The organism is Prochlorococcus sp. MIT 1223 (assembly GCF_034092465.1).
Lineage (GTDB): Bacteria > Cyanobacteriota > Cyanobacteriia > PCC-6307 > Cyanobiaceae > AG-402-N21.
Map to the genome: position 1 here is coordinate 190,302 of NZ_CP139303.1, position 25,185 is coordinate 215,486.

General features: G+C 37.2%; 25 protein-coding genes. 19 read left to right on the forward strand and 6 right to left on the reverse strand.

What is annotated here, in order from left to right; all coding sequences use genetic code 11:
- Positions 1 to 56: 56 nt before the first annotated feature.
- Positions 57 to 731, forward strand: a complete 675-nt coding sequence (locus SOI85_RS00990) for a M15 family metallopeptidase (RefSeq protein WP_320664368.1) — start codon at positions 57 to 59, stop codon at positions 729 to 731.
- Here the strand turns inward: SOI85_RS00990 and SOI85_RS00995 are convergent.
- Positions 689 to 2,470 carry an NADPH-dependent assimilatory sulfite reductase hemoprotein subunit gene (locus SOI85_RS00995; RefSeq protein WP_320664369.1) on the reverse strand — a complete coding sequence of 594 codons (1,782 nt, stop codon included), beginning with the start codon at positions 2,468 to 2,470 and terminating at the stop codon, positions 689 to 691. The two genes, SOI85_RS00990 and SOI85_RS00995, sit on opposite strands and share 43 nt — an antisense overlap.
- A 95-nt stretch (positions 2,471 to 2,565) precedes the next feature.
- Between SOI85_RS00995 and glyS the strand changes: the two genes are divergently transcribed.
- Entirely contained in the window at positions 2,566 to 4,734 is a 2,169-nt protein-coding gene (gene glyS, locus SOI85_RS01000) for a glycine--tRNA ligase subunit beta (RefSeq protein ID WP_320664370.1), read from the forward strand.
- Positions 4,735 to 4,754: 20 nt separating this feature from the next.
- Here glyS and chlP read toward each other — a convergent pair whose 3' ends face one another.
- On the reverse strand, positions 4,755 to 6,107 hold the full coding sequence (gene chlP, locus SOI85_RS01005; RefSeq protein ID WP_320664371.1) for a geranylgeranyl reductase: 1,353 nt from the start codon (positions 6,105 to 6,107) through the stop codon (positions 4,755 to 4,757).
- 112 nt (positions 6,108 to 6,219) lie between these two features.
- Here chlP and SOI85_RS01010 point away from each other — a divergent pair, with 112 nt between their 5' ends.
- From SOI85_RS01010 to ccsB, 6 genes are all read left to right on the forward strand, one after another.
- Positions 6,220 to 6,960, forward strand: coding sequence for a M15 family metallopeptidase (locus SOI85_RS01010; RefSeq protein ID WP_320664372.1), 741 nt, complete (start codon positions 6,220 to 6,222; stop codon positions 6,958 to 6,960).
- Positions 6,961 to 7,113: 153 nt separating this feature from the next.
- Positions 7,114 to 8,916 carry a translational GTPase TypA gene (typA, locus tag SOI85_RS01015; protein WP_320664373.1) on the forward strand — a complete coding sequence of 601 codons (1,803 nt, stop codon included), beginning with the start codon at positions 7,114 to 7,116 and terminating at the stop codon, positions 8,914 to 8,916.
- Positions 8,913 to 9,302 (forward strand): DUF309 domain-containing protein, encoded by a 390-nt coding sequence (locus tag SOI85_RS01020; RefSeq protein ID WP_320664374.1) that lies wholly within the window; start codon positions 8,913 to 8,915, stop codon positions 9,300 to 9,302. The genes typA and SOI85_RS01020 overlap by 4 nt, the downstream gene beginning before the upstream one ends.
- 38 nt (positions 9,303 to 9,340) lie before the next feature.
- Complete coding sequence (gene lptB, locus SOI85_RS01025; RefSeq protein WP_320664375.1) at positions 9,341 to 10,069, forward strand: LPS export ABC transporter ATP-binding protein; 729 nt, start codon at positions 9,341 to 9,343, stop codon at positions 10,067 to 10,069.
- A gap of 8 nt (positions 10,070 to 10,077) precedes the next feature.
- Complete coding sequence (locus SOI85_RS01030; RefSeq protein WP_320664376.1) at positions 10,078 to 11,271, forward strand: LptF/LptG family permease; 1,194 nt, start codon at positions 10,078 to 10,080, stop codon at positions 11,269 to 11,271.
- A gap of 19 nt (positions 11,272 to 11,290) precedes the next feature.
- The gene (ccsB, locus tag SOI85_RS01035; RefSeq protein WP_414477796.1) at positions 11,291 to 12,232 is read left to right on the forward strand and encodes a c-type cytochrome biogenesis protein CcsB; all 942 of its coding nucleotides are present in this window, start codon (positions 11,291 to 11,293) and stop codon (positions 12,230 to 12,232) included.
- Between the two features lie 18 nt (positions 12,233 to 12,250).
- Here the strand turns inward: ccsB and rpe are convergent, their stop codons facing one another.
- A complete protein-coding gene (gene rpe / locus SOI85_RS01040; RefSeq protein WP_320664378.1) occupies positions 12,251 to 12,982 on the reverse strand; it encodes a ribulose-phosphate 3-epimerase in 732 nt (243 codons plus the stop codon).
- A 202-nt stretch (positions 12,983 to 13,184) separates the two neighbouring features.
- Between rpe and glpX the strand changes: the two genes are divergently transcribed.
- The 7 genes from glpX (at position 13,185) to SOI85_RS01075 (ending at position 20,215) form a co-directional block, all read left to right on the forward strand.
- A complete protein-coding gene (gene glpX / locus SOI85_RS01045) occupies positions 13,185 to 14,189 on the forward strand; it encodes a class II fructose-bisphosphatase (RefSeq protein ID WP_320664379.1) in 1,005 nt (334 codons plus the stop codon).
- A 31-nt stretch (positions 14,190 to 14,220) separates the two neighbouring features.
- Positions 14,221 to 15,510, forward strand: coding sequence for a glutamyl-tRNA reductase (locus tag SOI85_RS01050; protein ID WP_320664380.1), 1,290 nt, complete (start codon positions 14,221 to 14,223; stop codon positions 15,508 to 15,510).
- Positions 15,511 to 15,655: 145 nt separating this feature from the next.
- Positions 15,656 to 16,951, forward strand: a complete 1,296-nt coding sequence (locus tag SOI85_RS01055) for a glucose-1-phosphate adenylyltransferase (protein WP_320664381.1) — start codon at positions 15,656 to 15,658, stop codon at positions 16,949 to 16,951.
- 149 nt (positions 16,952 to 17,100) lie between these two features.
- Positions 17,101 to 18,519 carry an NADP-dependent phosphogluconate dehydrogenase gene (gene gndA / locus SOI85_RS01060; RefSeq protein ID WP_320664382.1) on the forward strand — a complete coding sequence of 473 codons (1,419 nt, stop codon included), beginning with the start codon at positions 17,101 to 17,103 and terminating at the stop codon, positions 18,517 to 18,519.
- Between the two features lie 9 nt (positions 18,520 to 18,528).
- Positions 18,529 to 19,242 (forward strand): 6-phosphogluconolactonase, encoded by a 714-nt coding sequence (pgl, locus tag SOI85_RS01065; RefSeq protein ID WP_320664383.1) that lies wholly within the window; start codon positions 18,529 to 18,531, stop codon positions 19,240 to 19,242.
- A 9-nt stretch (positions 19,243 to 19,251) separates the two neighbouring features.
- Entirely contained in the window at positions 19,252 to 19,821 is a 570-nt protein-coding gene (locus tag SOI85_RS01070; protein WP_320664384.1) for a CIA30 family protein, read from the forward strand.
- Positions 19,808 to 20,215, forward strand: a complete 408-nt coding sequence (locus SOI85_RS01075; protein WP_320664385.1) for a hypothetical protein — start codon at positions 19,808 to 19,810, stop codon at positions 20,213 to 20,215. Before SOI85_RS01070 ends, SOI85_RS01075 begins: the two co-directional genes overlap by 14 nt.
- Here the strand turns inward: SOI85_RS01075 and ilvD are convergent.
- Genes ilvD through SOI85_RS01090 form a run of 3 tightly spaced genes read right to left on the reverse strand, consistent with a single transcriptional unit; the run spans position 20,212 to position 22,859 of the window.
- Positions 20,212 to 21,882 (reverse strand): dihydroxy-acid dehydratase, encoded by a 1,671-nt coding sequence (gene ilvD, locus SOI85_RS01080; RefSeq protein WP_320664386.1) that lies wholly within the window; start codon positions 21,880 to 21,882, stop codon positions 20,212 to 20,214. The two genes, SOI85_RS01075 and ilvD, sit on opposite strands and share 4 nt — an antisense overlap.
- 35 nt (positions 21,883 to 21,917) lie before the next feature.
- Entirely contained in the window at positions 21,918 to 22,217 is a 300-nt protein-coding gene (locus tag SOI85_RS01085) for a hypothetical protein (RefSeq protein WP_320664387.1), read from the reverse strand.
- Positions 22,218 to 22,247: 30 nt separating this feature from the next.
- Positions 22,248 to 22,859, reverse strand: a complete 612-nt coding sequence (locus SOI85_RS01090; RefSeq protein WP_320664388.1) for a uracil phosphoribosyltransferase — start codon at positions 22,857 to 22,859, stop codon at positions 22,248 to 22,250.
- A gap of 73 nt (positions 22,860 to 22,932) precedes the next feature.
- On the opposite strand from SOI85_RS01090, the gene SOI85_RS01095 reads away from it, so the two are divergent.
- From SOI85_RS01095 to purS, 4 genes are all read left to right on the forward strand, one after another.
- Positions 22,933 to 23,448: a pentapeptide repeat-containing protein gene (locus tag SOI85_RS01095; protein WP_320664389.1), complete on the forward strand. Its 516-nt coding sequence runs from the start codon at positions 22,933 to 22,935 to the stop codon at positions 23,446 to 23,448.
- A gap of 18 nt (positions 23,449 to 23,466) precedes the next feature.
- On the forward strand, positions 23,467 to 24,501 hold the full coding sequence (locus SOI85_RS01100; protein WP_320664390.1) for a GTP-binding protein: 1,035 nt from the start codon (positions 23,467 to 23,469) through the stop codon (positions 24,499 to 24,501).
- 155 nt (positions 24,502 to 24,656) lie between these two features.
- Positions 24,657 to 24,833: a hypothetical protein gene (locus tag SOI85_RS01105; RefSeq protein ID WP_320664391.1), complete on the forward strand. Its 177-nt coding sequence runs from the start codon at positions 24,657 to 24,659 to the stop codon at positions 24,831 to 24,833.
- An 82-nt stretch (positions 24,834 to 24,915) separates the two neighbouring features.
- Positions 24,916 to 25,185 carry a phosphoribosylformylglycinamidine synthase subunit PurS gene (purS, locus tag SOI85_RS01110; protein WP_320664392.1) on the forward strand — a complete coding sequence of 90 codons (270 nt, stop codon included), beginning with the start codon at positions 24,916 to 24,918 and terminating at the stop codon, positions 25,183 to 25,185.

The window sequence follows — 25,185 nt, forward strand, 5'->3', positions numbered from 1 at the left end:
TTATGAGACCTTGGCACAAAAAGAGGATTCTAGAAAGCAAGGAACGGTTGATTCCCTTGCCTTCAAAAATTCATAAAATCAAACCGCATCCTTATATGTCTCTTGGCGCCCCTTATGGTAATGGTATAGACCCTTGGCGTTTAAGAGTTGAAGTAATTAGAAGATTGCTCTTAGCTGAAGAATATCTACGGTTAGAACATTCACAGCTAAGAGTTGCGGTATTTGATGCATGGAGGCCAATATCAGTTCAAGAATTTATGATTGATTATTCTATTAATGAACAATGCAGATTACGAGGAGTGAATCCTCATAAGAGTTTAGATAACTCAGACTACCAACAGATTGTTAAAGATGTGAGTAAATTTTGGGCACCACCAAGCTTAGATCTCAACATGCCTCCTCCTCACAGTACCGGTGGTGCTGTTGATTTAACCCTTATTGATCTTGAGGGAAAACTTTTAGATATGGGGGGAGATATTGACGAAATTGGACCTGTTTCCTCACCTGAATATTATGGTAAAAACGTAATTCCGTATAAAACTAATGACTCTTCACTTTTTCATCAGAGAAGAAGCCTTCTTTCACATGTTATGAAGCAAGCTGGCTTCGTTCAACATCCAAATGAATGGTGGCATTTCAGTTATGGAGATCAATTGTGGGCTTGGACCAAAAATTTCCCTAATGCTATTTATGGTGTTTGCTCTGGAGAGAGTAAATCTTTTATGGCTTGATCATCTAAATTGTCTATATGGTCACCAAAACTTATATACCTCGACCTAGTTTTCCAGCTTAAGAATAATGGTTCTAGAACCTTCTCCAGATTATCTATGTGCACACGTTGTATAAATGGTTTAGCGAGTCTTTGTAGATTTCTACTCCCTCCAAGCCATAGTTGATATTGATCCTTTCCACTACCAACAAGGGCCAGTTCGGCCATGTAAGGACGAGCACATCCATTGGGACATCCAGTCATCCTTATTAGAATTGGTTTTGATATGGATAGAGCTTGTAGCTGCAAATAAATTCTATTTAGTATCTCAGGAAATGTCCTTTCAGCCTCAGTTAGAGCTAGACCACATAAGGGAAGAGCTGGACAAGCTAATCCATGTCTTTGAAGTGGATTTGGATCTGAGGGTGTTCCAAATCCAATCTGTGTTAATTGATTCTTAACACTAGCTTTTTGATGACTGCCAATATTACATAGGAGAATATCCTGATTTGGAGTGAGTCGGATCTCAAGTTTATATCTATCAACTATTGCCCTTAATCCATCCTTAATAGCCCCTGATAATCTTCCTGACAGGAGAGGGAGGCCTACGAACCATAAGCCTTTGGATTGCTGATGCCAACCAAGGTAATCTTCTAGTTTCATCTTAGGCTCAAGCTTTAAAGGCTCAATTGGCTTGGAAAAATATTTGGTTTTAAGTTCATTCACAAACCATTCTAGTCCCATGTCGTTAAGTACATATTTCATACGGGCTAGTCTCCTTGTCTTACGATTTCCATAATCACGTTGGAGAGCAAGAATTGCTTGTACTAAATCAAAAATATCTTCGCCTTTAACGTATCCAAGAGGATCGGCGATACGCGCAAATGTTTCATCAAGGTTATGAGTTCTTCCCATACCTCCCCCTACGTAGACATTGCATCCTTTCAATTTGCCGTTTGCCTTGGTAAAAACAACTAATCCAATGTCATGAGTAAGAAGATCTACAGAATTGTCACCAGGAGCTGTAACTGCACATTTAAATTTTCTAGGTAAATATGTTTTCCCATAAAGAGGTTCATTTTTATCCCCACTAAAAAGACCATTTATACGCTGTCTTCCCCTTGCCTTCTGAACATCTTTAGATGGCTTAATCATGTAGCTAAGATCGCCATCCACCCATAGGTCAAGATATGTCCCCTCTGCGGTGACTGGGCTTAGTAAGTCTGCAATATCATTTGCTAAAGACCTAACTGCAGGGTATGAGCCATTCTCAAATGGCGCAGCTGGTGCCATTACATTTCTATTGATATCCCCACAAGCGGCTAAGGTTGAGCCCATTGATTTAATTATTGTTCCAATAACTTCTTTTAAATTTTCTTTGCGAATGCCATGCATTTGAAATGCTTGTCTTGTTGTCGCTCTGAGTGTTCCATTGCCTAATTCATTAGACAGATTATCTAAAGCAACAAATAAGTCTGGATGAATTTTGCCCCCTGGACTCCTTAATCTCAACATCAGCTGCCAATCTTTCCCCTTGGTTTCCCTATTATCTTGTTGATAGCTTCCGTGAAACTTTAATAATTGAACTGCATCATTTGTGAAATGATCTGCATCATTTTTAAGTTCTTTTAATAGTGGGTGTTCCAAATATTTACTTTCAGCCTTAAAATCTTCAAATTTAATTTTCTCAGCACCATTAGCTATGCATGGCACATCTCTTTTAGATTCTTTTTTGATCGACCTATGCGCTTCTTCTGTCACGGTGTCATATTTTTCCTAACTTACCGTAGCGAAAAGTACAGTGATTAATTAGGTTGTAAATCAATAAAGTGTGATCTTGCTAATTAATTATTGTTGTGCCTAGTTTTCTTCTAGAAATTGGTATTGAAGAATTACCTGCGGATTTCTCTAGACAGGTGATTCCCCAGTTATCAGAGATGGTAACCATCGATCTTGATAAATTTCGAATAAGCCATGGTCAAGTTCATTGCACGAGTACACCAAGACGAATTGTATTACTCATAGAAGAAATTTCTAAGTTTGCAAATGACTTTATAGAGGAGAGAAAGGGACCTCCCTTAAGTCAGGCTTTTCTTAATGGTTCACCCACTCAATCAGCTATAGGTTTTGCTAGAAGCTGTGAGGTTGAAATAGAAGATCTAGAGGTTAGAACTACTAAGAAAGGAGATTTTGTATTTGCAAAAAAAATAGAGAAAGGAAGACTTATAAATGATTTGTTAATTGAGCTGATACCAAATTGGATTAGCAATATTCAAGGAAGGCGTTTTATGAGATGGGGAAGTGGAGAACGAAGGTTTTCTCGTCCTATTCGATGGATTGTTTCATTGCTAGACGATGAACTGATTCCGATCCATCTTGATTCCGCTGACCCTGAAGTACATTCAAGTCGTATTACTAGGCCACATAGGCTTGATCAATCTTCATTATCGATTAAATCGGCTAGTGAATATTTTCTTTCTCTTCAAAATGTTGGCGTAGAAGTTAACCGAGATGAAAGGAAAGCGAAGATTAATCATTTAGTTAGCCAAGCCTCTAAGAAATATAAGGCCTTCCCAGAATTATCGTCCTCTTTACTGGATGAATTGACAGATCTAGTTGAAACACCATCTCTTATTTGTGGAACGTTTGATAGTTCCTTTTTAACTTTACCGCCTGAAGTTTTAATAACTGTTATGAGAGTTCATCAAAGGTATATTCCTTTATGTCTTGCCAACACACTTAATGAAAATCCTTTAGCATTACAATCAGAAAATATTTTATTGACTAAATTTCTTTGTATTAGTAATGGTTTGTTATCTGCAAAGGATAATATTAAGAAAGGGAACGAAAGAGTTTTAAGGGCTAGGCTTGCTGATGCTAAATTCTTTGTTGAATCAGATTTTAAAGTAAAAAGTATACAAAGAAATGAGCTTTTGAAGAATGTTTCATTCTCTCAAGGTCTTGGTTCAGTATTTGATCGTGTAGAAAGAATACATTGGCTAGTTACTGTATTAGTAGAAGAAGTGATTGGTCCAAAACTAAATATATTTAATATAAAAAGGGCTGCAATGCTTTGTAAACATGACTTGGTAAGTCAAATGGTTGGTGAGTTCCCAGAATTAGAAGGGATTATTGGTGGTAAATATTTATTGAATGAAGGAGAGTCAAAAGAAGTAGCTTTGGCTGTACTTGAACATTATTCACCAAGATTTGCTGGAGATGTTGTCCCCAAATCAGACGCTGGATCTATACTTGCTCTTGCAGAAAGATTTGAACTATTATTTAGTATTTTTTCACAAGGGAAAAGGCCTACTGGATCGTCTGATCCATATGCACTTAGGAGAGCTGGTAATGGAATTATTCAAATATTATTTTCTAGAAATTGGAAATTTGATATCAATAAATTCTTGTCAAAATCTATTAATCATTGGATTGCTCTTTTCCCTAAATTCAATATTAATAAAGAACATATCATTAAAGACTTATCAGAGTTCTTGCGGCAAAGGATCATTAGTCAATTAGAAGATGAAGAACATGATATAGACCTAATACAATCTGTGGTCGGTACGCACCTTGATCTAGAAAGGTTACTTTCAGATTTAATTGATACTCGAAGACGAGTTGAATTATTATCAGAAATGAGAAAAGAGGGATCTCTTTCATCTCTGCAGTCTGTTGTTGCAAGAGCTTCTAGGCTGGCATCTAATAGTAGATTATCCCCTCAAGTATTGAGTCCATTAGATATTATTGATTCCTCTCTATTTGAGAAGACTAGTGAAATGAAAATACTAGAATTAATAAAAACCTTAGAACCTTTTACTAAAACTCCATCCATCGACTCTTACTCTGATTTAGCTAAAGGATTGGTACAAGGTTCAAAAGCATTAGCTGAATTTTTTGACGGAGATAATAGTGTTTTAGTTATGTCTGATGATCTTAAAATTAGAGAAAATAGATTGAACCTTCTCGCAATCCTAAAAAATCAAGCAGCTATTCTTGCGGATTTCAATGAGATAGTCGGCTGAAAACAGGAATTCTCTTTTCTTTAAACTTTCTCTGATGTTTTTTCTTTTTTTGATTCGCTCCCACTTTTTAATGAGCTGGAAGCAAGCATTGCATTTACCTCTTTTTCATCCCTCACAGCACTTGGTACAGGCTTATAAGTTTTAGGGGCCAACGCTCCGCCTCTTAAGACTGAGCCTATTGTTAGGAACGTTAGTTTCAATTGCTGTAATGGTTTCATGGCAACAACAGTTTTATATAAATAACTATCGAATGTCATCCTTTGAACGTCCATGTCATCACACATTTCTACAAAGGCTTCTCTAGCAGAATCACTTGTATAAAAAATTCTTTGAAGAATATCAAGCACCTTATAGGTTGCACCATATTTTTTATCCCATTTACTTAGATACTTTTTAAGGTCTTTTTCTGTTGGAATAACTTTTCCACCTTGACTGGCTTCAACAATTTCCTCAGCACACATTCTTCCACTTTTGGCTGCAAAGTAAATTCCTTCTCCAGAACTCTTTGTTACATATCCAGCAGCATCTCCAACTAATGCCATTCGTCCTACAACTCGTCTTGGGCGAGGATGTTCAGGAATTGGATGGGCCTCTATTTTTATTACTTCTCCATTTACAAGCCTTTTCTTTGCCCTTTCTCTTACTCCTGCTTGAAGGCTTTTGATCAATGAGCCATTATCTTTCATTGTTCCAGTTCCTGCCGCAACATGATCATATTTTGGGAAAACCCACCCATAGAAATCGGGGGAAACATCAGTTCCTACATACATTTCTGCCCTGTCTTCATAATATTTCATTTCTTCAGGTGGAAGCTTTATTCTTTCTTGTATAGCAACTGCATAGTTGTAATCACCTGCATCCATTACTTTTGCAACTCTGCTTGTCGCCCCATCAGCACCAACTATTAAGTCAACTTCAAGTTTCTTTGACTCGCCATTGGTGTTTTCTTTTGTGTATTCAGTGTAAGTAAGTGTATAGGGACCAAGTTTGTTCTTCCCTGTATCTATATGACTAACAAGTCCATTTACTAAGTTTGCGCCTAAATCTGATGCTCTGTTTCTCATAAATGCATCCATTACCTCTCTTCTACACATCCCTATGTATTCCTTTTCACTGTCCTCGTAAATCTTGTCTAATCTAATATCCACTTCTCTATTTGATGGGGAAATCATTCTCATATTTCTAACCTTCCTATCAATTATTGATTCGGGAAGGTCAAATTCAGAGACCATGCATAGAGGAATTGCTCCTCCACATGGTTTTGCATTGTCTAGTTTCCTTTCAAACAACCATGTTTGAATGCCTGCCTTTGCAAGAATTTCAGCTGCACAGGAACCACTTGGCCCACCACCGATAACTGCTACACGCAACATCTTTAATGACTTAAGTAGATATTCTCTCTTTAAAATTTACATCGCCAAGAGTATAACTTCGCTATGACTTGCATAGGTCGTTACGATCGAAACATGTATTTCATTTAATTTTGTGCGTCGAGCAGAGGGAGCTCGAAGAGATCAGAATACTGACATTCCTGTGGCTCACAGGATTAATCCTATTCGTAGGTTTAGTTCGAAGAGGCTTGGCCAGTTAGCTATTTCTTCAGTATTTATTAGTATTTCAGCTACTGTTTTTCTCTTCTATTTTATTTATAAACCATCTTTGATAGAAAAAGCAGCTTTAAATGACGCAAATTCTATTAGGAAAGAAAGCTTATTAGGTCATTACCCTTATCCAGAGGTTTCTGCTGATGAGTTGGTTATGCTTTATCCAGGATTCAAAGTCCATAAGGATACTCTTGTTGCTTTGAAAAGGATGCAAGCAGATGCTTACCAAGATGGAGTTGAGTTAGTTTTTTTAAGTGGATTCCGATCTATTGATTTGCAAAGAGAGATTTTTTATGAAAATAAATCAATAAGAAATCAAATAGCTGTAGAAAGATCAAAAGTATCTGCTCCGCCTGGGTATTCTGAGCACAGTACTGGTTATGCAGTTGATATAGGAGATCGGAATATGCGAGAGACTGATTTTGAGGTCTCCTTTGAATTAACACCCGCTTTTAAATGGTTGGAGAAAAATGCAGCAAAGTACCATTTTGTTCTTTCTTTCCCAAAAGGGAATGTCCAAAAGATAAGCTATGAACCCTGGCATTGGAGGTATGAGGGAACGGTAAAAGCTTTGAAGCAATTTGAACCAGCTAATAGATCAGTAATTAATCATTCAAGGTAGACTCTGTAATTAATAAGTCTTTATTTTCTTTGAATCATATTCTTAATAGAAAAGAGAACTTTTGTAGCTATAAAATGATGAAAATGAGCTCATCTTGAGATAGCCTTCCAAACTACGTCTTTCGACGTTGAATTCTTCTTTATTTAATAACCAATGAGTTCGCAAACTCAATCGATCCGAAATATTGCAATAGTTGCTCATGTCGATCATGGTAAAACTACTTTGGTTGATGCCCTCTTAACTCAGTCCGGAATTTTCCGGGATAATGAAGCTGTTCCTACTTGTGTATTGGATTCAAATGATCTTGAAAGGGAAAGAGGTATAACTATTCTTTCCAAAAACACAGCAGTTACTTATAAGGACACAAGAGTAAATATTGTTGATACCCCTGGCCATGCAGACTTCGGAGGAGAAGTTGAAAGAGTTTTGGGAATGGTAGATGGATGTCTGTTAATTGTTGATGCGAATGAAGGACCTATGCCTCAAACTCGTTTTGTTCTTAAAAAGGCTCTTGAACAGGGTTTGCGTCCTATTGTTTTTGTCAACAAGATAGATAGAGCCAGAGTTGATCCGGAAACAGCAGTTGATAAGGTTTTAGATCTTTTCCTAGAACTTGGTGCAGATGATGATCAATGTGATTTTCCTTATCTTTTTGGAAGTGGTTTAGGAGGTTTTGCTAAGTCAGACATGGCTTCTGAAAGTGAAAACATGAAGCCTTTATTTGACGCAATAATTAGACATGTACCTCCTCCTGTTGGAGATCAAAATAAACCTCTTCAACTGCAAGTTACAACTTTAGATTATTCAGATTTTCTTGGCAGAATAGTAATTGGAAGAGTACATAATGGAATTATAAAAAATGGGCAAAATGCATGTTTAATAAAAGATAATGGAGCTATTAAAAAGGGAAGGATTAAGAAATTACTAGGATTTGAAGGTTTGCAGAGAATAGAAGTTGAGAAGGCAATAGCAGGTGAATTGGTTGCTGTTACAGGATTTGATGATGTTAATATAGGTGAAACTATTGCATGCCCAGAAGAACCAACTGCTCTTCCTCTTATTAAAGTTGATGAGCCAACTTTGCAAATGACATTTGTTGTAAATGACTCACCATTTGCTGGGAAAGAGGGCAAATTTGTAACTAGTCGTCAATTAAGAGATCGCTTATTCAAAGAATTACTTACTAATGTTGCTTTAAGAGTAGAAGAAACAGATTCACCAGATAGGTTCTCTGTATGTGGTAGAGGAGAGTTACATTTAGGAATTCTTATAGAAACAATGAGAAGGGAGGGATTTGAATTTCAAGTATCTCAACCTCAAGTAATTTTTAGGACTATTGATGATATTCAATGCGAACCTGTAGAAACTCTTGTTATTGATGCACCCCCAGAATCTGTGGGGGCCTGCATAGAAAAATTAGGTATAAGAAGAGGAGAAATGCAAAATATGGAAACAGCTAGTGATGGTAGAACTCAATTAGAGTTTCTTATTCCATCAAGAGGACTTATTGGTTTCCGAGGAGAGTTCATTCGTGCCACTAGGGGACAGGGGATAATGAGCCATTCTTTCTTTGAATATCGCAAGACTTCAGGAGATTTTGAAGCTAGAAGAAACGGTGTTTTAATATCTTTTGAGGAAGGTGTTGCCACTCATTATTCATTGAAAAATGCTGAAGATCGAGGACAATTTTTTATAAAGCCCGGAGTTAAAGTTTATAAAGGAATGATTATTGGTGAAAACAATCGCACACAGGATCTTGAGATTAATATCTGTAAAACCAAACAACTAACTAATATGCGTTCTGCAGGCGCAGAGGAATTAGATACTCTTCAATCTCCTATTGATATGACATTAGAGAGAGCACTTGAATATATTGGATCTGATGAAATGCTTGAAGTCACCCCTGAATCAATTCGTTTAAGAAAGATACCTGGTAAGAAAGTTACAAAGAAATGAGCAATCTGCCAGAAAGGAAAGAGGGATTAGAGATTACTAATGATGAACGTTTTATCAAGGGGCTGAAGCTTTTTAATTCGGCTGATTGGTATAAAGCTCATGATTTATTTGAAGATCTTTGGCATGAAACTTATGGCCCGGAAAGATCAACTATTCAAGGTATTCTTCAGATTGCTGTTGCTCAAGTTCACTTAGAGAGTGGCAATACTAATGGAGCAAAAATACTTTATGGGGAGGGTTTGGGTAGATTAAAAGGGTCTGGGATACCAGATCTGGGATTGAATATTGAAGGTTTATGCAAAATAGTGGAATTACGCTTAAATGTATTACATCAAGATATTGACTTAACTAATTATGAGCTTCCATTTTTAACTGGAAAGTTATGATTAGGTTGAAATAACTTTGATTAAACCCTTTATTTACTATGAGACTTAAACTAAAAAATGTCTCATTACAATTAGGTGGTCTATCTATAATTAAGGATATTTCTTTGTCTGTAGATCAAGGGGAGGTTGTTGGATTACTTGGTCCTAATGGTGCTGGCAAAACCTCAAGTTTTAATCTTTTAATTGGTCTCCTTCGTCCTGACTTCGGAAATGTTTTATTAGATTCCCAACCAATTCAGGAATATTCTATGCCTAGAAGAGCAAGGATGGGTATTGGTTATTTGCCTCAGGAGCCAAGTGTTTTTAGACATTTAACAGTGAGTCAAAATTTAGAATTAGCTCTCAATCAGAGCTTTCTATCTAGACCTTTGTCGCGGTTACGAAAGGAAGAATTGATCGAGGACTTTAACCTTGGTAGATTTATAAATAGATATGGTTATCAATTGTCTGGAGGAGAGCGGCGAAGATGTGAAATTGCCCGAGCTTTAGCTGTTGGATCAAAGGGGCCACAATTCTTACTTCTTGACGAGCCTTTTGCAGGTGTAGATCCTATGGCAGTAGCTGATCTTCAAAATTTAATCCATAGACTAAGAAATAAGGGAATGGGAATTCTAATTACAGATCATAATGTTAGGGAAACGCTAGCTATCACAGATAACTCTTACATTCTTAGTGAAGGAAAGATCCTTGCTTCTGGACTTTCTAGTGAGGTAGCGAGTGATTCTCTTGTACGTAGGAATTATTTAGGAGAGGGTTTTCAGCTTTGAGAAAATACATGTCAAATACTTATATAACCAGAAATATATCTAAAATTAATAACTTTCTTTCTTCCAATCTGAAAGAAATACCTTTATTAGATAGATGGTTGATTTTAGAATTAATTCCACCCTTAATTTTTGCCATTGCTGCTTTGTCAACAGTTTCACTTTCTCTTGGAGTGATGCTTGACTTAGTTAGAAAAATTGTTGAGTCTGGTCTACCTTTTCAATCTGCTTTCAAAGTTTTAATACTTAGGTTGCCCGGGTTTCTTGTGATCTCTTTTCCTATGGCGATGTTGATGTCTTCATTACTTGCCTATAGTAAATTGTCCTCAAATAGTGAAATTAAAGCTTTAAGAAGCCTTGGTGTCCTTTCAAGAAGAATGGTTGCTTCGGCCTTGGTACTAGGTTTTTTTATGACCAGCTTGACATTCTTTTTTAATGACTTTGTAGTTCCTAAATCCAATAGATTAGCAGAAGCAACTCTAAGAAAAGGCCTCAAAGTTGCTATGCATTCTGATTATGGTACAGATATAATGTATTCACGTTTCGGTAAGATAATTAACCCTTTAGATAGATCAACTAGAGATGGATTAACTCATCTATTTTATGCAGTTGAGTTCCAGAATAAAGTTATGAAGGACGTTACAGTATTGGATTTTACCAGGCTTGGTTATACACAAATGCTTGTAGCAAAAAGGGCTATATGGAAGGATGCCGATGCTCAATGGTTGTTTGAGAATGGAAAGATTTTGACCCTTGCACCTAATAATACTTCTACTTCTGTTGATTTTGATAGTTATATTTATCCATTAGATTCTGGCCCTAGGCAAATTGCAGAATTGCCAAAAGACGCAAATAATATGACAATTTACCAAGCAAGAAAAGCAGAGCAATTATATAAGCAAACTGGAAATATAAAAGAGGAAAGAAGGATGAAAGTCAGAATTCAAGAGAAATTCACTTTGCCAATTGCGTGTATAGTTTTTGCCTTAATTGGAAGTAGTCTGGGTTTAAAATCAAATATAAGAAAAAGTCAAAGTCAAGGGTTTGGCTTAAGTATTGTTTTAATCCTTGTTTACTATGTCTTAAGCTTTAGCTTTAGCTCATTGGGTATCACAGGTTCTCTTGATCCTTTATTGGCAGCTTGGTCCCCAGTGCTGATATCTCTTTCTGGTGGTGGCTTCTTACTTAGCCAGGCAGATAAATGAAATTTAAACCTTAATGAATATGAATCTAATTGATATTAATAGTTATATAGGAGATCCAGTTCTTCTTTTTGGATTTTTAGCTTTTTTATTTCTCTTAATTTCCTTACCTTTTTCTTTTTGGGCGGCTGGCGGCTCACAAGTTTCTGTTGTGGTAAAGCTAATGGTTGCTATTGCAAATTTATTTTTAGCAACCCAATTGATCCTTCGATGGTGGCAATCTGGTCATTTCCCAATCAGTAATTTATATGAATCTCTTTGTTTCTTAACCTGGGCTTGCACAATCGTCCAACTTCTAGTTGAGAGATCATGGAACTCTCCTTTTATTGCAGCTTTTTCTATACCTATATCTTTACTAACTATCTCTTTTGCAAGTTTTGCACTTCCTGATCAATTAAGGCTTGCTGCGCCATTAGTTCCTGCACTAAGGTCGAGTTGGTTGGTTATGCATGTAAGTGTAATAATGTGCAGTTATGCAGCTTTGATTGTGGGCTCTTTATTATCTTTTGCAGTATTATTTATAGATAGATCGGGTGATCTCCAAATCAGAAGTAGTTCAATTGGTGTAGGAGGATTTAGAGCTTCATCTTCAGACGATTCTGGAGATATTTCATACACTTCAATTCAACCTGTTATCTTTAACCAGATTGAGCAACTAGATTCTCTTAGTTATAGAACTATTACTGTTGGTTTTCTTCTCCTGACTGTCGGTCTTATTAGTGGTGCAGTATGGGCAAATGAAGCATGGGGAAGTTGGTGGAGTTGGGATCCAAAGGAAACTTGGGCATTAATTTGTTGGTTAGTATATGCTGCTTATTTGCATGTTCGCCTAGTAAAAGGCTGGCAAGGTAAAAAGCCTGCATTGATAGCTATTTCAGGGCTTATAGTTATCTCTATTTGTTATATAGGAGTAAATCTACTTGGTATTGGATTACATAGTTACGGCTGGTTTTTTGACACTTAGGTTAAACTATTCCAGTAGTCAAGGCTTACTTAAAACCTTTCCATTTTGTGCGTCTTGGGCGATTTTTCTCAGCTCATCACAGCCTTCTTTTAAGGTTGGATATGCAAACATTCCACTTCCAGCTATAAAGCAATTAGCCCCAGCTGCGCAGCATTGAGAGAGTGTCCAGTCAGCTTTTATTCCGCCATCGACTTCAATATCTATCTCAAAGTTATTTTCTAAAATAAATGATCTTAAATCTCTAATTTTCTCGAGCATTGTTGGTATGTATGCCTGACCTCCAAAACCAGGGTTAACTGTCATAACAAGTACATGGTCAACCATGTCTAAAACATTTTTTACCATTTCCATCGGAGTATGGGGATTCATTGCAACTGACGGAGATCCTCCTAATTGTCTAATTTTTCCAAGTATTCGATGTAAGTGAACATTTGCTTCTACGTGAGCTATTACAACGCCTGGTTCCCCATTTGGCCCTTTTGTCGCTTCAACGTACGAATCAAGCATTGTTTCACAATTATATTGACTGACCATCAATTGGGTTTCAAAGGGAACTTTGCAATAATTTCTGCAAGCAGAGATCATTTCTGGGCCAAAAGTGAGGTTGGGTACAAAGTTTCCGTCCATTACATCAAATTGAATTCTGTCTACCCCTGCGTCTTCAAGGTCTTTAACGCATTTCCCCATATTGGCCCAATCCGCTGGTAGTACTGATGGAATTATTTGGATTGGACGGTTTTGGGTGCTCATACAAAAAACAAGAAATTTACAATGATTCTATATATCTGAAGTACCTTCTTTTTTCTGAGAGGCTGCACTGATAAAGTTGACCCCGCTCGATGCATTGATCTATTGCGATTCGCGTAAATCGAATTGATGAAAAACTTTTCATCAAAAAGTCGTAATTAGTTCATTCGTTAAGGGCTGTTCTTTATCTAAACCTCTTCAAACAGTGGATCGCACTCTTATTCAGGAAATTCTCGAGGTCGTAGAACAAGCAGCAATTGCTTCAGCTCATCTAACAGGTTTAGGTAAGAAGGATGAAGCAGATGCTGCTGCTGTTGAGGCCATGCGTAAGCGAATGGGTCAAATACAGATGCAGGGACGAATAGTTATTGGAGAAGGAGAAAGGGATGAAGCTCCGATGCTCTATATCGGAGAAGAAGTTGGCACTGGCAGTGGTCCGGGAGTTGACTTTGCTGTAGATCCATGCGAGGGAACAAACCTTTGTGCAAACAATCAGCGTGGCTCTATGGCTGTTTTAGCCGCTTCAGATACAGGTGGATTATTTAATGCCCCTGATTTTTATATGAACAAGCTTGCGGCGCCTCCTTCCGCAAAAGGAAAAGTTGATATAAGAAAATCTGCGACTGAAAATATAAAAATCCTTAGCGATTGCTTAGGAATGTCAGTTAGTGAATTGACAATTGTGGTAATGGATAGGGCTAGGCATAAAAATTTAATTTCAGAGATTAGATCTACTGGTGCACGTGTTCAGCCAATTTCTGATGGAGATGTACAGGCAGCGATAGCATGCGGATTCGCTGGGACAGGAACTCATTGCTTAATGGGTATTGGTGCAGCTCCTGAAGGTGTTATTAGCGCTGCTGCAATGAGGGCATTGGGAGGCCATTTTCAGGGCCAATTAGTTTATGACCCTGCGGTTGCGCAAACTCAAGAATGGGCAGACTATACAAAGGAGGGAAATATCGCTCGATTAAATGAAATGGGAATCACTGATGTTGATAAAATTTATGAAGCTAATCAATTGGCTTCAGGCGAGAATGTTGTTTTTGCCGGTAGTGGAATAACTGATGGACTTCTTTTTAACGGAGTTAAGTTTGAATCTGATTGCACTAGAACTAGTAGTCTCGTGATTAGTACTCTTGATAATTCTGCTCGCTTTACAAATACAGTTCACATAAAAGAAGGAGCTAAGACCATAGGTTTAAATTGAACATACAGACCAAAAGGAGCAAAGAAGATTTATGCACATTGCTGTCGTCGGTCTAAGCCATCGGACGGCACCAGTTGAAGTCCGAGAAAAGCTCAGTATTTCTGAGTTGCAAATAGGGGATTCTTTTAATTCTCTTAAAGAAAAGGAGCAAGTAATAGAGGTTTCTATTCTTAGTACATGCAATCGCTTGGAAATATATTCGTTAGTGAAAGAGCCTGATACTGGCGTATCTGAGATTAGAGAATTTCTGAAAGATCATTCTGGTCTTTCAGAAGAGGTTTTATTTCCCCATCTATTTAGCTTTATACAGGAAGAAGCTGTAGCTCATTTGATGAGAGTTTCATCTGGTCTAGACAGTTTGGTCTTAGGAGAAGGTCAAATTCTATCTCAAGTGAAAAAGATGGTCAGACTTGGCCAAGAAAATAAAGCTACTGGACCCATCCTTAATAGACTTCTTACTCAAGCAGTAAGTACAGGAAAACGTGTAAGAAGTGAAACAAATTTAGGAAGTGGAGCTGTTTCAATAAGTTCTGCAGCCGTAGAGTTGGCACAGTTGAAGTTAGGACAATCTTTAGGAAAGGATCAGCTGGTGACACTAGAAAGTGAGAGAGTTGCAGTAGTAGGAGCTGGTCGAATGAGTAGGTTGTTGATCCAGCATCTTCAAGCAAAAGGATGTTCAACTTTGACTTTGGTTAATAGATCTCTTGACAGGGCACAATCCCTTGCTTCTGATTTTTCCACCGTTCAGATTAATTGCTTACTACTCGATAGCCTTGATAGTTGTTTATTAAACTCTTCACTAGTTTTTACTAGTACAGCTGCTGAGAACCCCATCATTGATGCTGAGCGTTTAAAAAAAATATCACTACAAAACTCTTTAAGGTTGATTGATATAGGAGTGCCTAGAAATATTTCTGCAGATGTAAAACATCTGAAAAATGTTCAGTCTCACGACGTTGATGATTTGCAGGAAGTTGTATCTCGCAATCAAGAAGCAAGACAGAAACTTGCTCTTCAGGCAGAGGAATTAATTAAAGAAGAAGGGCGCCTCTTTCTAGAGTGGTGGGAAAGTTTAGAAGCTGTGCCAACCATAAATTCACTTAGATCATCTATGGAAGGGATTAGAAAAGAAGAATTGCAGAAGGCTTTAAGTAGAATGGGTCCAGATTTCTCTGCTAGAGAAAGAAAAGTTGTAGAGGCATTGAGTAAGGGAATTATTAATAAGATATTGCATACACCTGTAACAAAATTAAGAGCTCCACAAGCACGTACTGATCGGATTGACTCATTAAGGAAGATCGAAAACCTTTTTGATTTGTAGATTTATGTAATTAACCGTAAGCCATTGATAACATTAGCTTTCTCGTGTTGATTCCCATAAGTCTTAATAAGTATTGGTTCTTTATGCTCTTTATTGACACATCTTCCAGTAAGTTTGACCCCGCATAGTGGATTAAAAGGGGCGGATGAAGCGTGTCTTAGCGATCATTCTTGGAGGTGGTAAAGGTTCACGTCTATATCCCCTTACTAAAATGAGGGCAAAACCAGCTGTGCCGTTAGCTGGCAAATACCGATTAATAGATATACCTATTAGTAATTGCATTAATTCAGACATCAATAAGATGTATGTCTTAACTCAATTTAATAGTGCTTCTCTTAATAGGCATATTGGACAAACTTATAATTTAAGTGCTCCTTTTGGGCAAGGTTTTGTAGAGGTTTTAGCTGCTCAGCAAACCCCGGAAAGCCCATCATGGTTTGAAGGTACAGCAGATGCAGTTAGAAAATATCAATGGCTTTTTCAAGAATGGGATGTCGATGAATATTTAATACTTTCGGGTGATCAGCTATATCGAATGGATTACAGCCTTTTTGTTGAACATCATCGGTCTCAAGGAGCCGATTTAACAGTTGCTGCTTTGCCTGTAGATGCTAGTCAAGCAGAGGGTTTTGGTTTAATGAGAACTGATGATAATGGAAATATAAAAGAATTTAGGGAAAAACCTACTGGAGATTCTTTAAAGGCAATGGCTGTTGATACCTCGCGTTTTGGCTTACCTAAAGAGTCCGCCATCCAAAAGCCTTATTTGGCGTCCATGGGTATATATGTTTTCAGTCGTGATACTTTGTTTGATCTTTTGAATAAGCATCCATCACATACTGATTTTGGGAAAGAAGTTATACCAGAAGCTTTAAATAGAGGAGATAAGCTTAAAAGCTATGTTTTCAATGATTATTGGGAAGATATTGGAACTATAGGGGCTTTCTTTGAATCTAATTTGGCATTAACTCAACAGCCAACTCCTCCTTTTAGCTTTTATGATGAGAAATTCCCTATTTATACTCGTCAAAGATATTTACCGCCTTCAAAACTTGTTGACGCACAAATTACGAACTCAATAGTCTGTGAAGGTTCAATATTGAAATCCTGCAGTATTCACCATTGTGTTTTAGGGGTTAGGAGCAGAATTGAGAGCGAAGTGGTTTTGGAAGACTGTCTTGTCATGGGGTCTGACTTTTTTGAGTCTTCTGATGAGAGAATTGCCCTAAGAAAAGGAGGTGGAATTCCTCTTGGGGTGGGAGTAGGTACCACCGTCAAGAGAGCTATTCTTGATAAAAACACTCGTGTAGGAGATAACGTAAAGATATTAAATAAGGAAAGAATTGAAGAAGCTGATAGAGCAGATCAGGGTTTTTATATTCGAAATGGAATTGTCGTTGTCGTGAAGAATGCAACTATTCCAGACGGTACAATTATTTAAAAAAGATACCCTTTGAATTCCTAGGAATTTACTAATTTTTCAAGATAAATTCTAAAAAAGAATTTTTCAATGCTGACATTGGGTACTTATTAGGAGCGTAATTAATATTCAATCGTCACACTGACTCATGTAAAAGCTTTTAAGAATCCATGTCCAAGGCACATTTTGGTTTGATAGGTCTTGGGGTGATGGGAGAGAACCTTGTTCTTAATGCAGAAAGAAATGGTTTTTCAAGTGTTGTCTATAACCGTACATACTCAAAAACAGAAGCTTTTCTCTCAGAGAGAGCTTTAGGTAAGTCAATAGAAGGAGCAAAGGATCTTAGGGATTTTGTTTCCAAGTTAGAAAGACCTCGCAGAATATTGATGATGGTAAAAGCAGGTCCAGCGACTGATGCTGTCATTCAACAAATTTCTCCTTATTTGCAGGAAGGTGACTTGCTGATCGATGGAGGGAACTCTCAATTCGCAGATACAGAAAGAAGGGTTTTAGAACTTGAGAGCAAGAGCTTTGGTTATATAGGGATGGGTGTTTCTGGAGGCTCAAAGGGGGCTTTAGAGGGGCCGAGCATGATGCCAGGAGGGACTAAATCGTCTTACAAAGCCATAGAGGATTTATTGAACAAAATGGCTGCTCAAGTGGATGATGGCCCATGTGTTACCTATATAGGTCCACGAGGTTCAGGTCATTTTGTAAAGACAGTTCATAATGGAATTGAATATGGAATTGAGCAGATTCTTGCTGAATCTTATGACTTGATGAAACGTGTCTCAGGTATGGATGGAGAACAAATGGCTGATATTTTCTCTTTTTGGAATCAAACAGAAGAACTTTCATCATATTTAGTTGAAATAACTGAAGCTTGCTTGAGAACAAAAGATCCATCTGACGGATCGGATTTAGTAGAGAAAATTACTGACAAGGCTGGTCAAAAAGGAACTGGTTTGTGGACAGTTGTTAGTGCTCTTGAATTAGGAGCCTCTGTGCCAACAATTTACGCATCATTAAATGGCCGTGTAATGAGTTCTATGAAAAGTCAGAGAGAATATGCAGAATCAATTATTTCAGGCCCGAGTGTTGTTGATTTCGATTTAGGTAATCCAACGAATGGAATGTCCCCTCTTATGGATGCTGTCGTTTTGTCAACAATTTCCTCATATGCCCAAGGTATGGAGATCTTAAGGCTTGCTTCTATTGAATATAATTATGAGCTAAATCTTCCTTCAATTGCACAAATCTGGAAAGGTGGTTGCATTATTAGATCAAGCTTATTAACTAGAATACAAAATGCTTTTACTGATAATGATGGGCTCTCTAATTTGTTTCTTGATCCTTGGTTCGCTAAGCAAGTTAATGATCGTTTACCTGGATTAACTAGTGTTGTTTCAGGAGCAGTTAAATCAGGAATTCCAGTTCCTTGCTTTAGCAGTAGCTTGGATTATATAAATAGTTATAGGACATCTAGATTGCCGCAAAACTTGGTGCAGGCTATGAGAGATTGCTTTGGTTCTCATACCTATGAAAGAGTTGATATGCCAGGCAGTTTTCATACTGAATGGATTAAGTGATTTTAAATTATGTCTAATTACAGAATAATTAAAGTAGGAGACAAGATAGAACTAGCAAATAAAGCTACAGATTTAATTGTAGAGAATATTCAATCAAATCTTCAAGAGAAGCGGAGGGTTCAGATCTCCCTTTCGGGAGGATCTACTCCTTTATCTATTTATAAATTGCTTTCAAAGAAATTAGTCCCTTGGGAAAGAATTGATGTTTTTCTGGGCGACGAGAGATGGGTTCCGGAAAATCACGAATTAAGCAATGCTTTGATGGTGAAGAATTCATTGCTTTCAAGTTATCCAGGTGAAAAAGCATCTTTTTATTCTGTTCCCACAACTGAATTAAAAAATCCACAAGCCAGTGCTGAATTCTATGAAAAGCTTTTGATGGAGAAATGTTCAGGTGATCCCCCTATTTTTGATCTTATGTTGCTTGGTCTAGGAGAAGACGGACATACTGCTTCTTTATTCCCTTATACGGATTCATTAGAAGTAAATAACAGATGGACAACTGTTTCAACTGGTAATAATCAGGAGCGCATAACTCTTACTCATCCTGTAATTAGTGCATCTAAAAAAGTGATATTTCTTGTAAGTGGTTCTTCGAAGCAAATTGCATTAAAAAGATTAATAGACCCTCTTGAAGATCCAAATAGAACTCCTTCTAAATTAATTAAACCTTTAAGTTGTATAGATATAATCGCAGATCAATCTTCAGCAATGTTGATTTAGTCATTATTTATGTCTTATTCAATTCCCAAAAGTTCGAATAATTTCTTGATAGTAAGTAAGGATGACTTTAGAGATTGGAAGACAATTAATGACACGATAATGGGAGGTAAAAGTCAGGCGACTTGCAAAGTGACATCAGATGGTCTTTTGTTAAAAGGTGAAATAGTAGAAGAAGGAGGTGGTTTTATTAGTTCTCGCTCCCCATTGTTTACGCCTTCTCTAAACCTTTCTTCTTTTCAAGGCATAAAGCTTGAAATTGATGGTGGAGGAAGAACCTTGAAGTTTGGTATTTCCTTTAATGCAACTTTTGGCATGTCAAGACTTGTCTCTGGAGCTCTTAAATGGGTGATGACATTTCCTACAAATGATAAGGGTTTCTCAAGTGTAAATATTCCTTTTAATTCATTAGAACCTACTGTTAGAGCTAAGCGAGTTTTCTTTCCAGTAAGATTTGATTCATCATGCATTAATCAATTCCAAATTTTATATTCTAAATTTGGTCAACCTGGAGAATTAAATTCTGAATTTAAGCCTGGTCCTATTTCCATTGCGATTCGCTCAATAAATGCCTACATATAATTCGCTTAATGATCTTTTGTCTTTAGTTGCTAAGTCAGCAGATTTGTGTATGAAACCCTGGAAATATTCAGTTCTTTTAAAAGAAGATAATGAGATGTTAAATCAAAAGGAGTTTACAGAATTATTGTTAAAGATTGAATGTAGAGATGAAAAAGGGAACAGGTATATTGATAATGATCTAGAACTTGAGATTTACCGTAGTGGTAAGGACTTAAACATTACTTTGTCTTGGTCTGAGCTACCGCTCAGGCCAATACTTTGGCAAGGAAAGCATTCATTGTGGATGGATGCACATACTGGTGAGCGTTCAATTTCTCCAGTTGAAGGAGAAAAACTTGAAGCATTAGCTAGACGCTTGAGATCAGCTTTTGCTTCACAGATAATTAACTTCTAGCCCTGATCTGTGACGGCTCCTTTGCTTGAGCTACTAACTAAGCGTGCATATTTACCTAGGATGCCAGTTGAGTATCTAGGCTTAGGTTTAACCCATTTTTTCCTTCTCTGCTCCAATTCCGCTTCATCTACATTAAGTTGTATAAGTTTTTGATTAGCATCAACAGTAATGCTGTCTCCTTCTTGTACAAGTCCTATATTTCCTCCAACAGCGGCTTCGGGAGCCACATGTCCTACAACAAGTCCATAAGAACCTCCACTAAATCTCCCGTCTGTAATCAGAGCAACTTTTTCTCCAAGTCCTTGACCAACTATTGCTGAAGTTGGTGAAAGCATTTCCCTCATTCCAGGACCACCTACTGGTCCTTCATAGCGAACAACTACAACATCTCCTGCCTTGACTTCATTTTTTAGTATCGAGGAAAGGCATTCTTCTTCACTTTCAAATACTCTTGCTGGACCTGTTATTACCGGAGTCTTTACACCACTTATTTTCGCAACACTTCCTTCTATTGCGAGGTTACCTTTTAAAATAGCAAGATGTCCTTTCTTATAAATAGGATTGGATATTGTGCGAATAACGTCTTGATTATTTGGAGGTATAGACGGTACATCTTTCAAAACTTGATTAATTGTTTTGCCCTGAATTGTTAAACAATTTCCGTGCAATAACCCTGCATCGAGTAATAGTTTCATCACCTGGGGAATTCCCCCAGCTTTGTGTAAGTCTACAGTTACATATTTTCCACTTGGCTTTAGATCACAGATAACAGGAACCTTTTGCCTTATCCGTTCAAAATCATCTATTGCAAGATCTATTCCTGCAGTCTTTGCTATTGCTAGAAGATGTAATACCGAATTAGTTGATCCACCAACTGCCATTACTACACTTATCGCATTTTCAAAAGCTTCTTTGGTAAGTATGTCTAAGGGTTTTATGTTTTTTTTAATTGCTTCGACAAGTACTGCTGCACTTTGAGCCGCACTTTCTGATTTCTCATTGTCTTCTGCAGCCATAGTTGAGCTATATGGAAGACTTAGACCCATTGTTTCAATTGCTGCTGACATTGTGTTTGCTGTAAACATTCCTCCGCAACTTCCCGCTCCAGGAATCGCATTCTTTTCAACTGCTAATAATCTTTCCTCGTCGATTTTCCCACTTGTAAGTTGACCAACTGCTTCAAAAGCACTTACTACAGTTAAGTCACTTCCATCTAGTTTGCCTGGTTTTATTGTTCCTCCATAGACAAATATTGATGGAATATTCATCCTTGCAATAGATATCATTGCACCAGGCATATTCTTATCACAGCCGCCTATTGCGAGCATCCCATCCATACTCTGAGCATTGCAGGCGGTCTCTATAGAGTCTGCTATTACCTCTCTTGATACAAGGGAATATTTCATACCCTCGGTCCCCATTGAGATCCCATCGCTAACGGTGATGGTGCCGAAGATTTGCGGCATAGCACCGGCTACTCTTACTGCTTGCTCTGAACGGCGAGCAAGCTCCATTAGTCCCATATTGCAGGGAGTTATTGTGCTGTAACCATTGGCTATTCCGACAATTGGTTTATTGAAGTCATCGTCACCAAACCCTACGGCTCTAAGCATTGCCCTATTTGGCGATCTTTGTAGTCCTTTTGTTATTGCGCTAGATCTAAGCATTTCTTGATTTAGTAAATAAATTTTGTTCAATATTTTTAAACTTTTTCACCAAGATCTTCTAGTTGCTTCCTTACATCAGCTATTGCTGAATTTAATTGTTCAACTCTATGCTCTAAATTCTCGCTTGTTTTTTTCTCTATTACTGAATTTGACGAATCGATAGCTTCAGAACCATCTTGGATGCGAGGTGCATAAAGCATTGCTCTCTGTTTCCTGCTCTCTTGACGTCTCTCGGCTTCTGCAAATAACCACCAAGCAAGTCCTGCGGCTCCTAAGATTGCTCCACTTAGCAGAGAGCCAAGACTGCTTGATGAAGATTCTCTGTACTGTCCCATAAATTTAATTATTACATTTAAATCCTAGTTCTATCTTGTGATTATGGTGTTAATTCGTTTCTCTGGGTTTCCTATGCCTGGATAAAGACTTCCATCATCTTTCAATTCTGGATCTATACAGGCTGCATAAATTGTTAAATCTGAAAAGGATTCTCCGAGTAGTTTTAGGCCTTCGCTACTGGCGATTGCGCAAATGATTCTTATTCTTTTCCCTTCTATATGTTGTTTGTTCAGATCTTTTATTGTCTTCAAAAGTATTTCCCCAGTAGAAATCTGGTCAAGATATATAACTATTCCTGAATTAGGTTCAATCTTTTTAGGAACTCCACTTAGGCATAAAACTGCATTTGGCAAAAGATCTCTTCCCCCCTGCCAAAGCATTAAACCCCCTGGTAAGTTTGGTATCGCTAACAAAGGTACTCTTGATTCAATAACAAATCCTTCTGTTTTGCCGTGTGTGGTTTTGATTTCTTCTTTTCTGTTTGGAAGCCATTCTCTTATGGCTTCATACGTAAGCCATTTTCCTAGTTGTTCCAACCCTGTTGAGTAAATCGCACTTGGGGTGGTTTCATTTCTCAACATACTTAACCAATGAGCTATTACTGGGTGAGGTGGAACAATTATTTTTAATGTCATTGGCATAAGGCTTCCATGGGCAGTTATTTGCCATAACGTGAATATATAAATTACTGGCTTGAAGCCTTTTTGCTTACCAATGACTAAAAGTCTTTCAATCTTTGTTCGAGTTCAGAAACTTTTGATTGCTTCATCTGTTTTCTGCCTTTTGACATTCTTTATCTCTTCAGAAGCTTTTGCTAAAAGACCTCCAGAAATTAGGAATCAGGAGGAATTACAAATCAAGCAAGATATGTCTGGCTTGGATTTAAGCGGAAATGAGTTTGTTAAGTTTGATCTTAGTGGTATTAATTTTAGTCAATCAAATCTTGCAGGAGCCGTTTTTAATAACAGTAAATTAGTAGGAGCAGATTTAAATGGCGCAGATTTAAGTGATGCTCTTGCTTATGCAAGTGACTTTGATAAAGCTGATCTTAGAGATGTTAATTTCAATGGAGCTCTTTTAATGGAAAGTAATTTCCAGAATTCTGATATAGAAGGAGCTGATTTTACTGATGCAGTTATTAGCCGCATTCAACAAAAGCAACTTTGTTCAATAGCTGATGGTACTAATCCCTCAACTGGCGTAGAGACTAAATATAGTCTTGGATGTTAACTTTTAGATTAATTATAAATGTCTTTTCCTAACCGTATTCCTGTAACGATAATTACCGGCTTTCTTGGTTCAGGTAAAACTACACTTCTCAGAAAGCTATTAATTAATAGTCAAGAAAAATTGGGTGTAATGGTTAATGAGTTTGGAAGCGTTGGAATAGATGGGGATTTATTTAAAAGCTGTGGATTTTGCTCTGGTGAAGAATTGGATGGGCGGTTAGTTGAATTAAACAATGGATGTATTTGTTGCACTGTTCAAGATGATTTTCTTCCAGCCTTAAATAACTTATTGTTACCTACAAGAAGATTGGCTGGAATAGTTATTGAAACAAGTGGTCTTGCCTTGCCAAAGCCATTAATTCAGGCCCTATCATGGCCTTCTATAAAAGCAAAAGTTTACTTGAATGGTGTTGTTACAGTTGTTGATGGAGAAGCTTTAAGTAAAGGAAGTCCCATTGGGGACTTGAGTGCATTTGATAATCAAAGAAGTGAAGATAAAAGTATTGATCACTTAACACCTTTAGATGAATTATTTAATAATCAACTAGATGCTGCAGATGTAATCTTAATAAGCCGTGCTGATTTACTAGGAAAGGCTTTAATTAAATCTATTAAATTAAATATCGAATCAAAGGTTAAATCAACTATACCAATATTTCCAATATCTTGTGGAGAAATAGATTCTTCTATAGTCTTAGGAATAAATCGATCTAGTGAGGAATATGAATCTAAAGATAAAGAACATAAGCATGACCATCATCATCTGGAAGTTATAAATAATTCAATTCGTCATGAATGTAAAATAGAGCAAAATAACTTGAGAGAATTATTAACCTCTATAGCAGTTGATTTTCAGATTATTAGACTAAAAGGTCGATTTTGGCTGGCTGGAAAAGATTTGCCATTGCAGGTTCAGATGGTTGGCCAGAGATTTGACTGTTGGTTTGAGAAAGTTCCTCCATCAAGCTGGAAGCCGAGAATCAGCGGACTAGACCTTGTCGTTATAAGTTTTAGAGATGGAGTAGTTGAAGAGATTCAAAATACTTTTAAATAGCCGACTCTTATTAAAATCAATGAATATCAATGATATTTCTATTTAGTATTTATATTAACTTTGGGTTGTTTTCTTCAGAGGTTCTAGCGAATCTGTTTATGTCTTGAGGAATTCCTAACAAATTTCTCCTCTTTTTTCCTAATTACTTTGCTTTAGTGAGCTCATTACTTCGTCAAAATATTTGTGATACACCTCTGGATGCCTTTGTAGAGTCGTCTGTTTGCAATAGATGTGGAGGTAATGGTTATACCAAATCCTCTCCTGATTGCTATAAGACTTGTCTAGAGTGCTTGGGAAAGGGTTTATTAGATCCTGAGAATAAATTCTCTTAAAGTCTTTTGTTGTTCAATCACTTTCTTAAATCAGAGATTTGTTTGATAATCAATGTTAATCCTTCTTTATTGATTAAAAATAATGTCTCTTTATCGATCAAGAGTTCTAGTCCGCTTAAGACCTTCAGTCCTTGACCCAGCCGGTGAAGCAACACGAGCAGCAGCAAATAAATTAGGAATTGATGGAATCTCTAGATTACGAATAGGAAAAGTTATAGAAATTGAAATTGAAGCATCAAATGAAACTGAAGCAAAGTCAAAATTAGAAGTTATTAGTGACAGACTCTTAGCTAATCCTGTTATCGAAGACTGGAGCTTGGAGATGGCAGTCGAAACCCCTCTTCAGAAATAG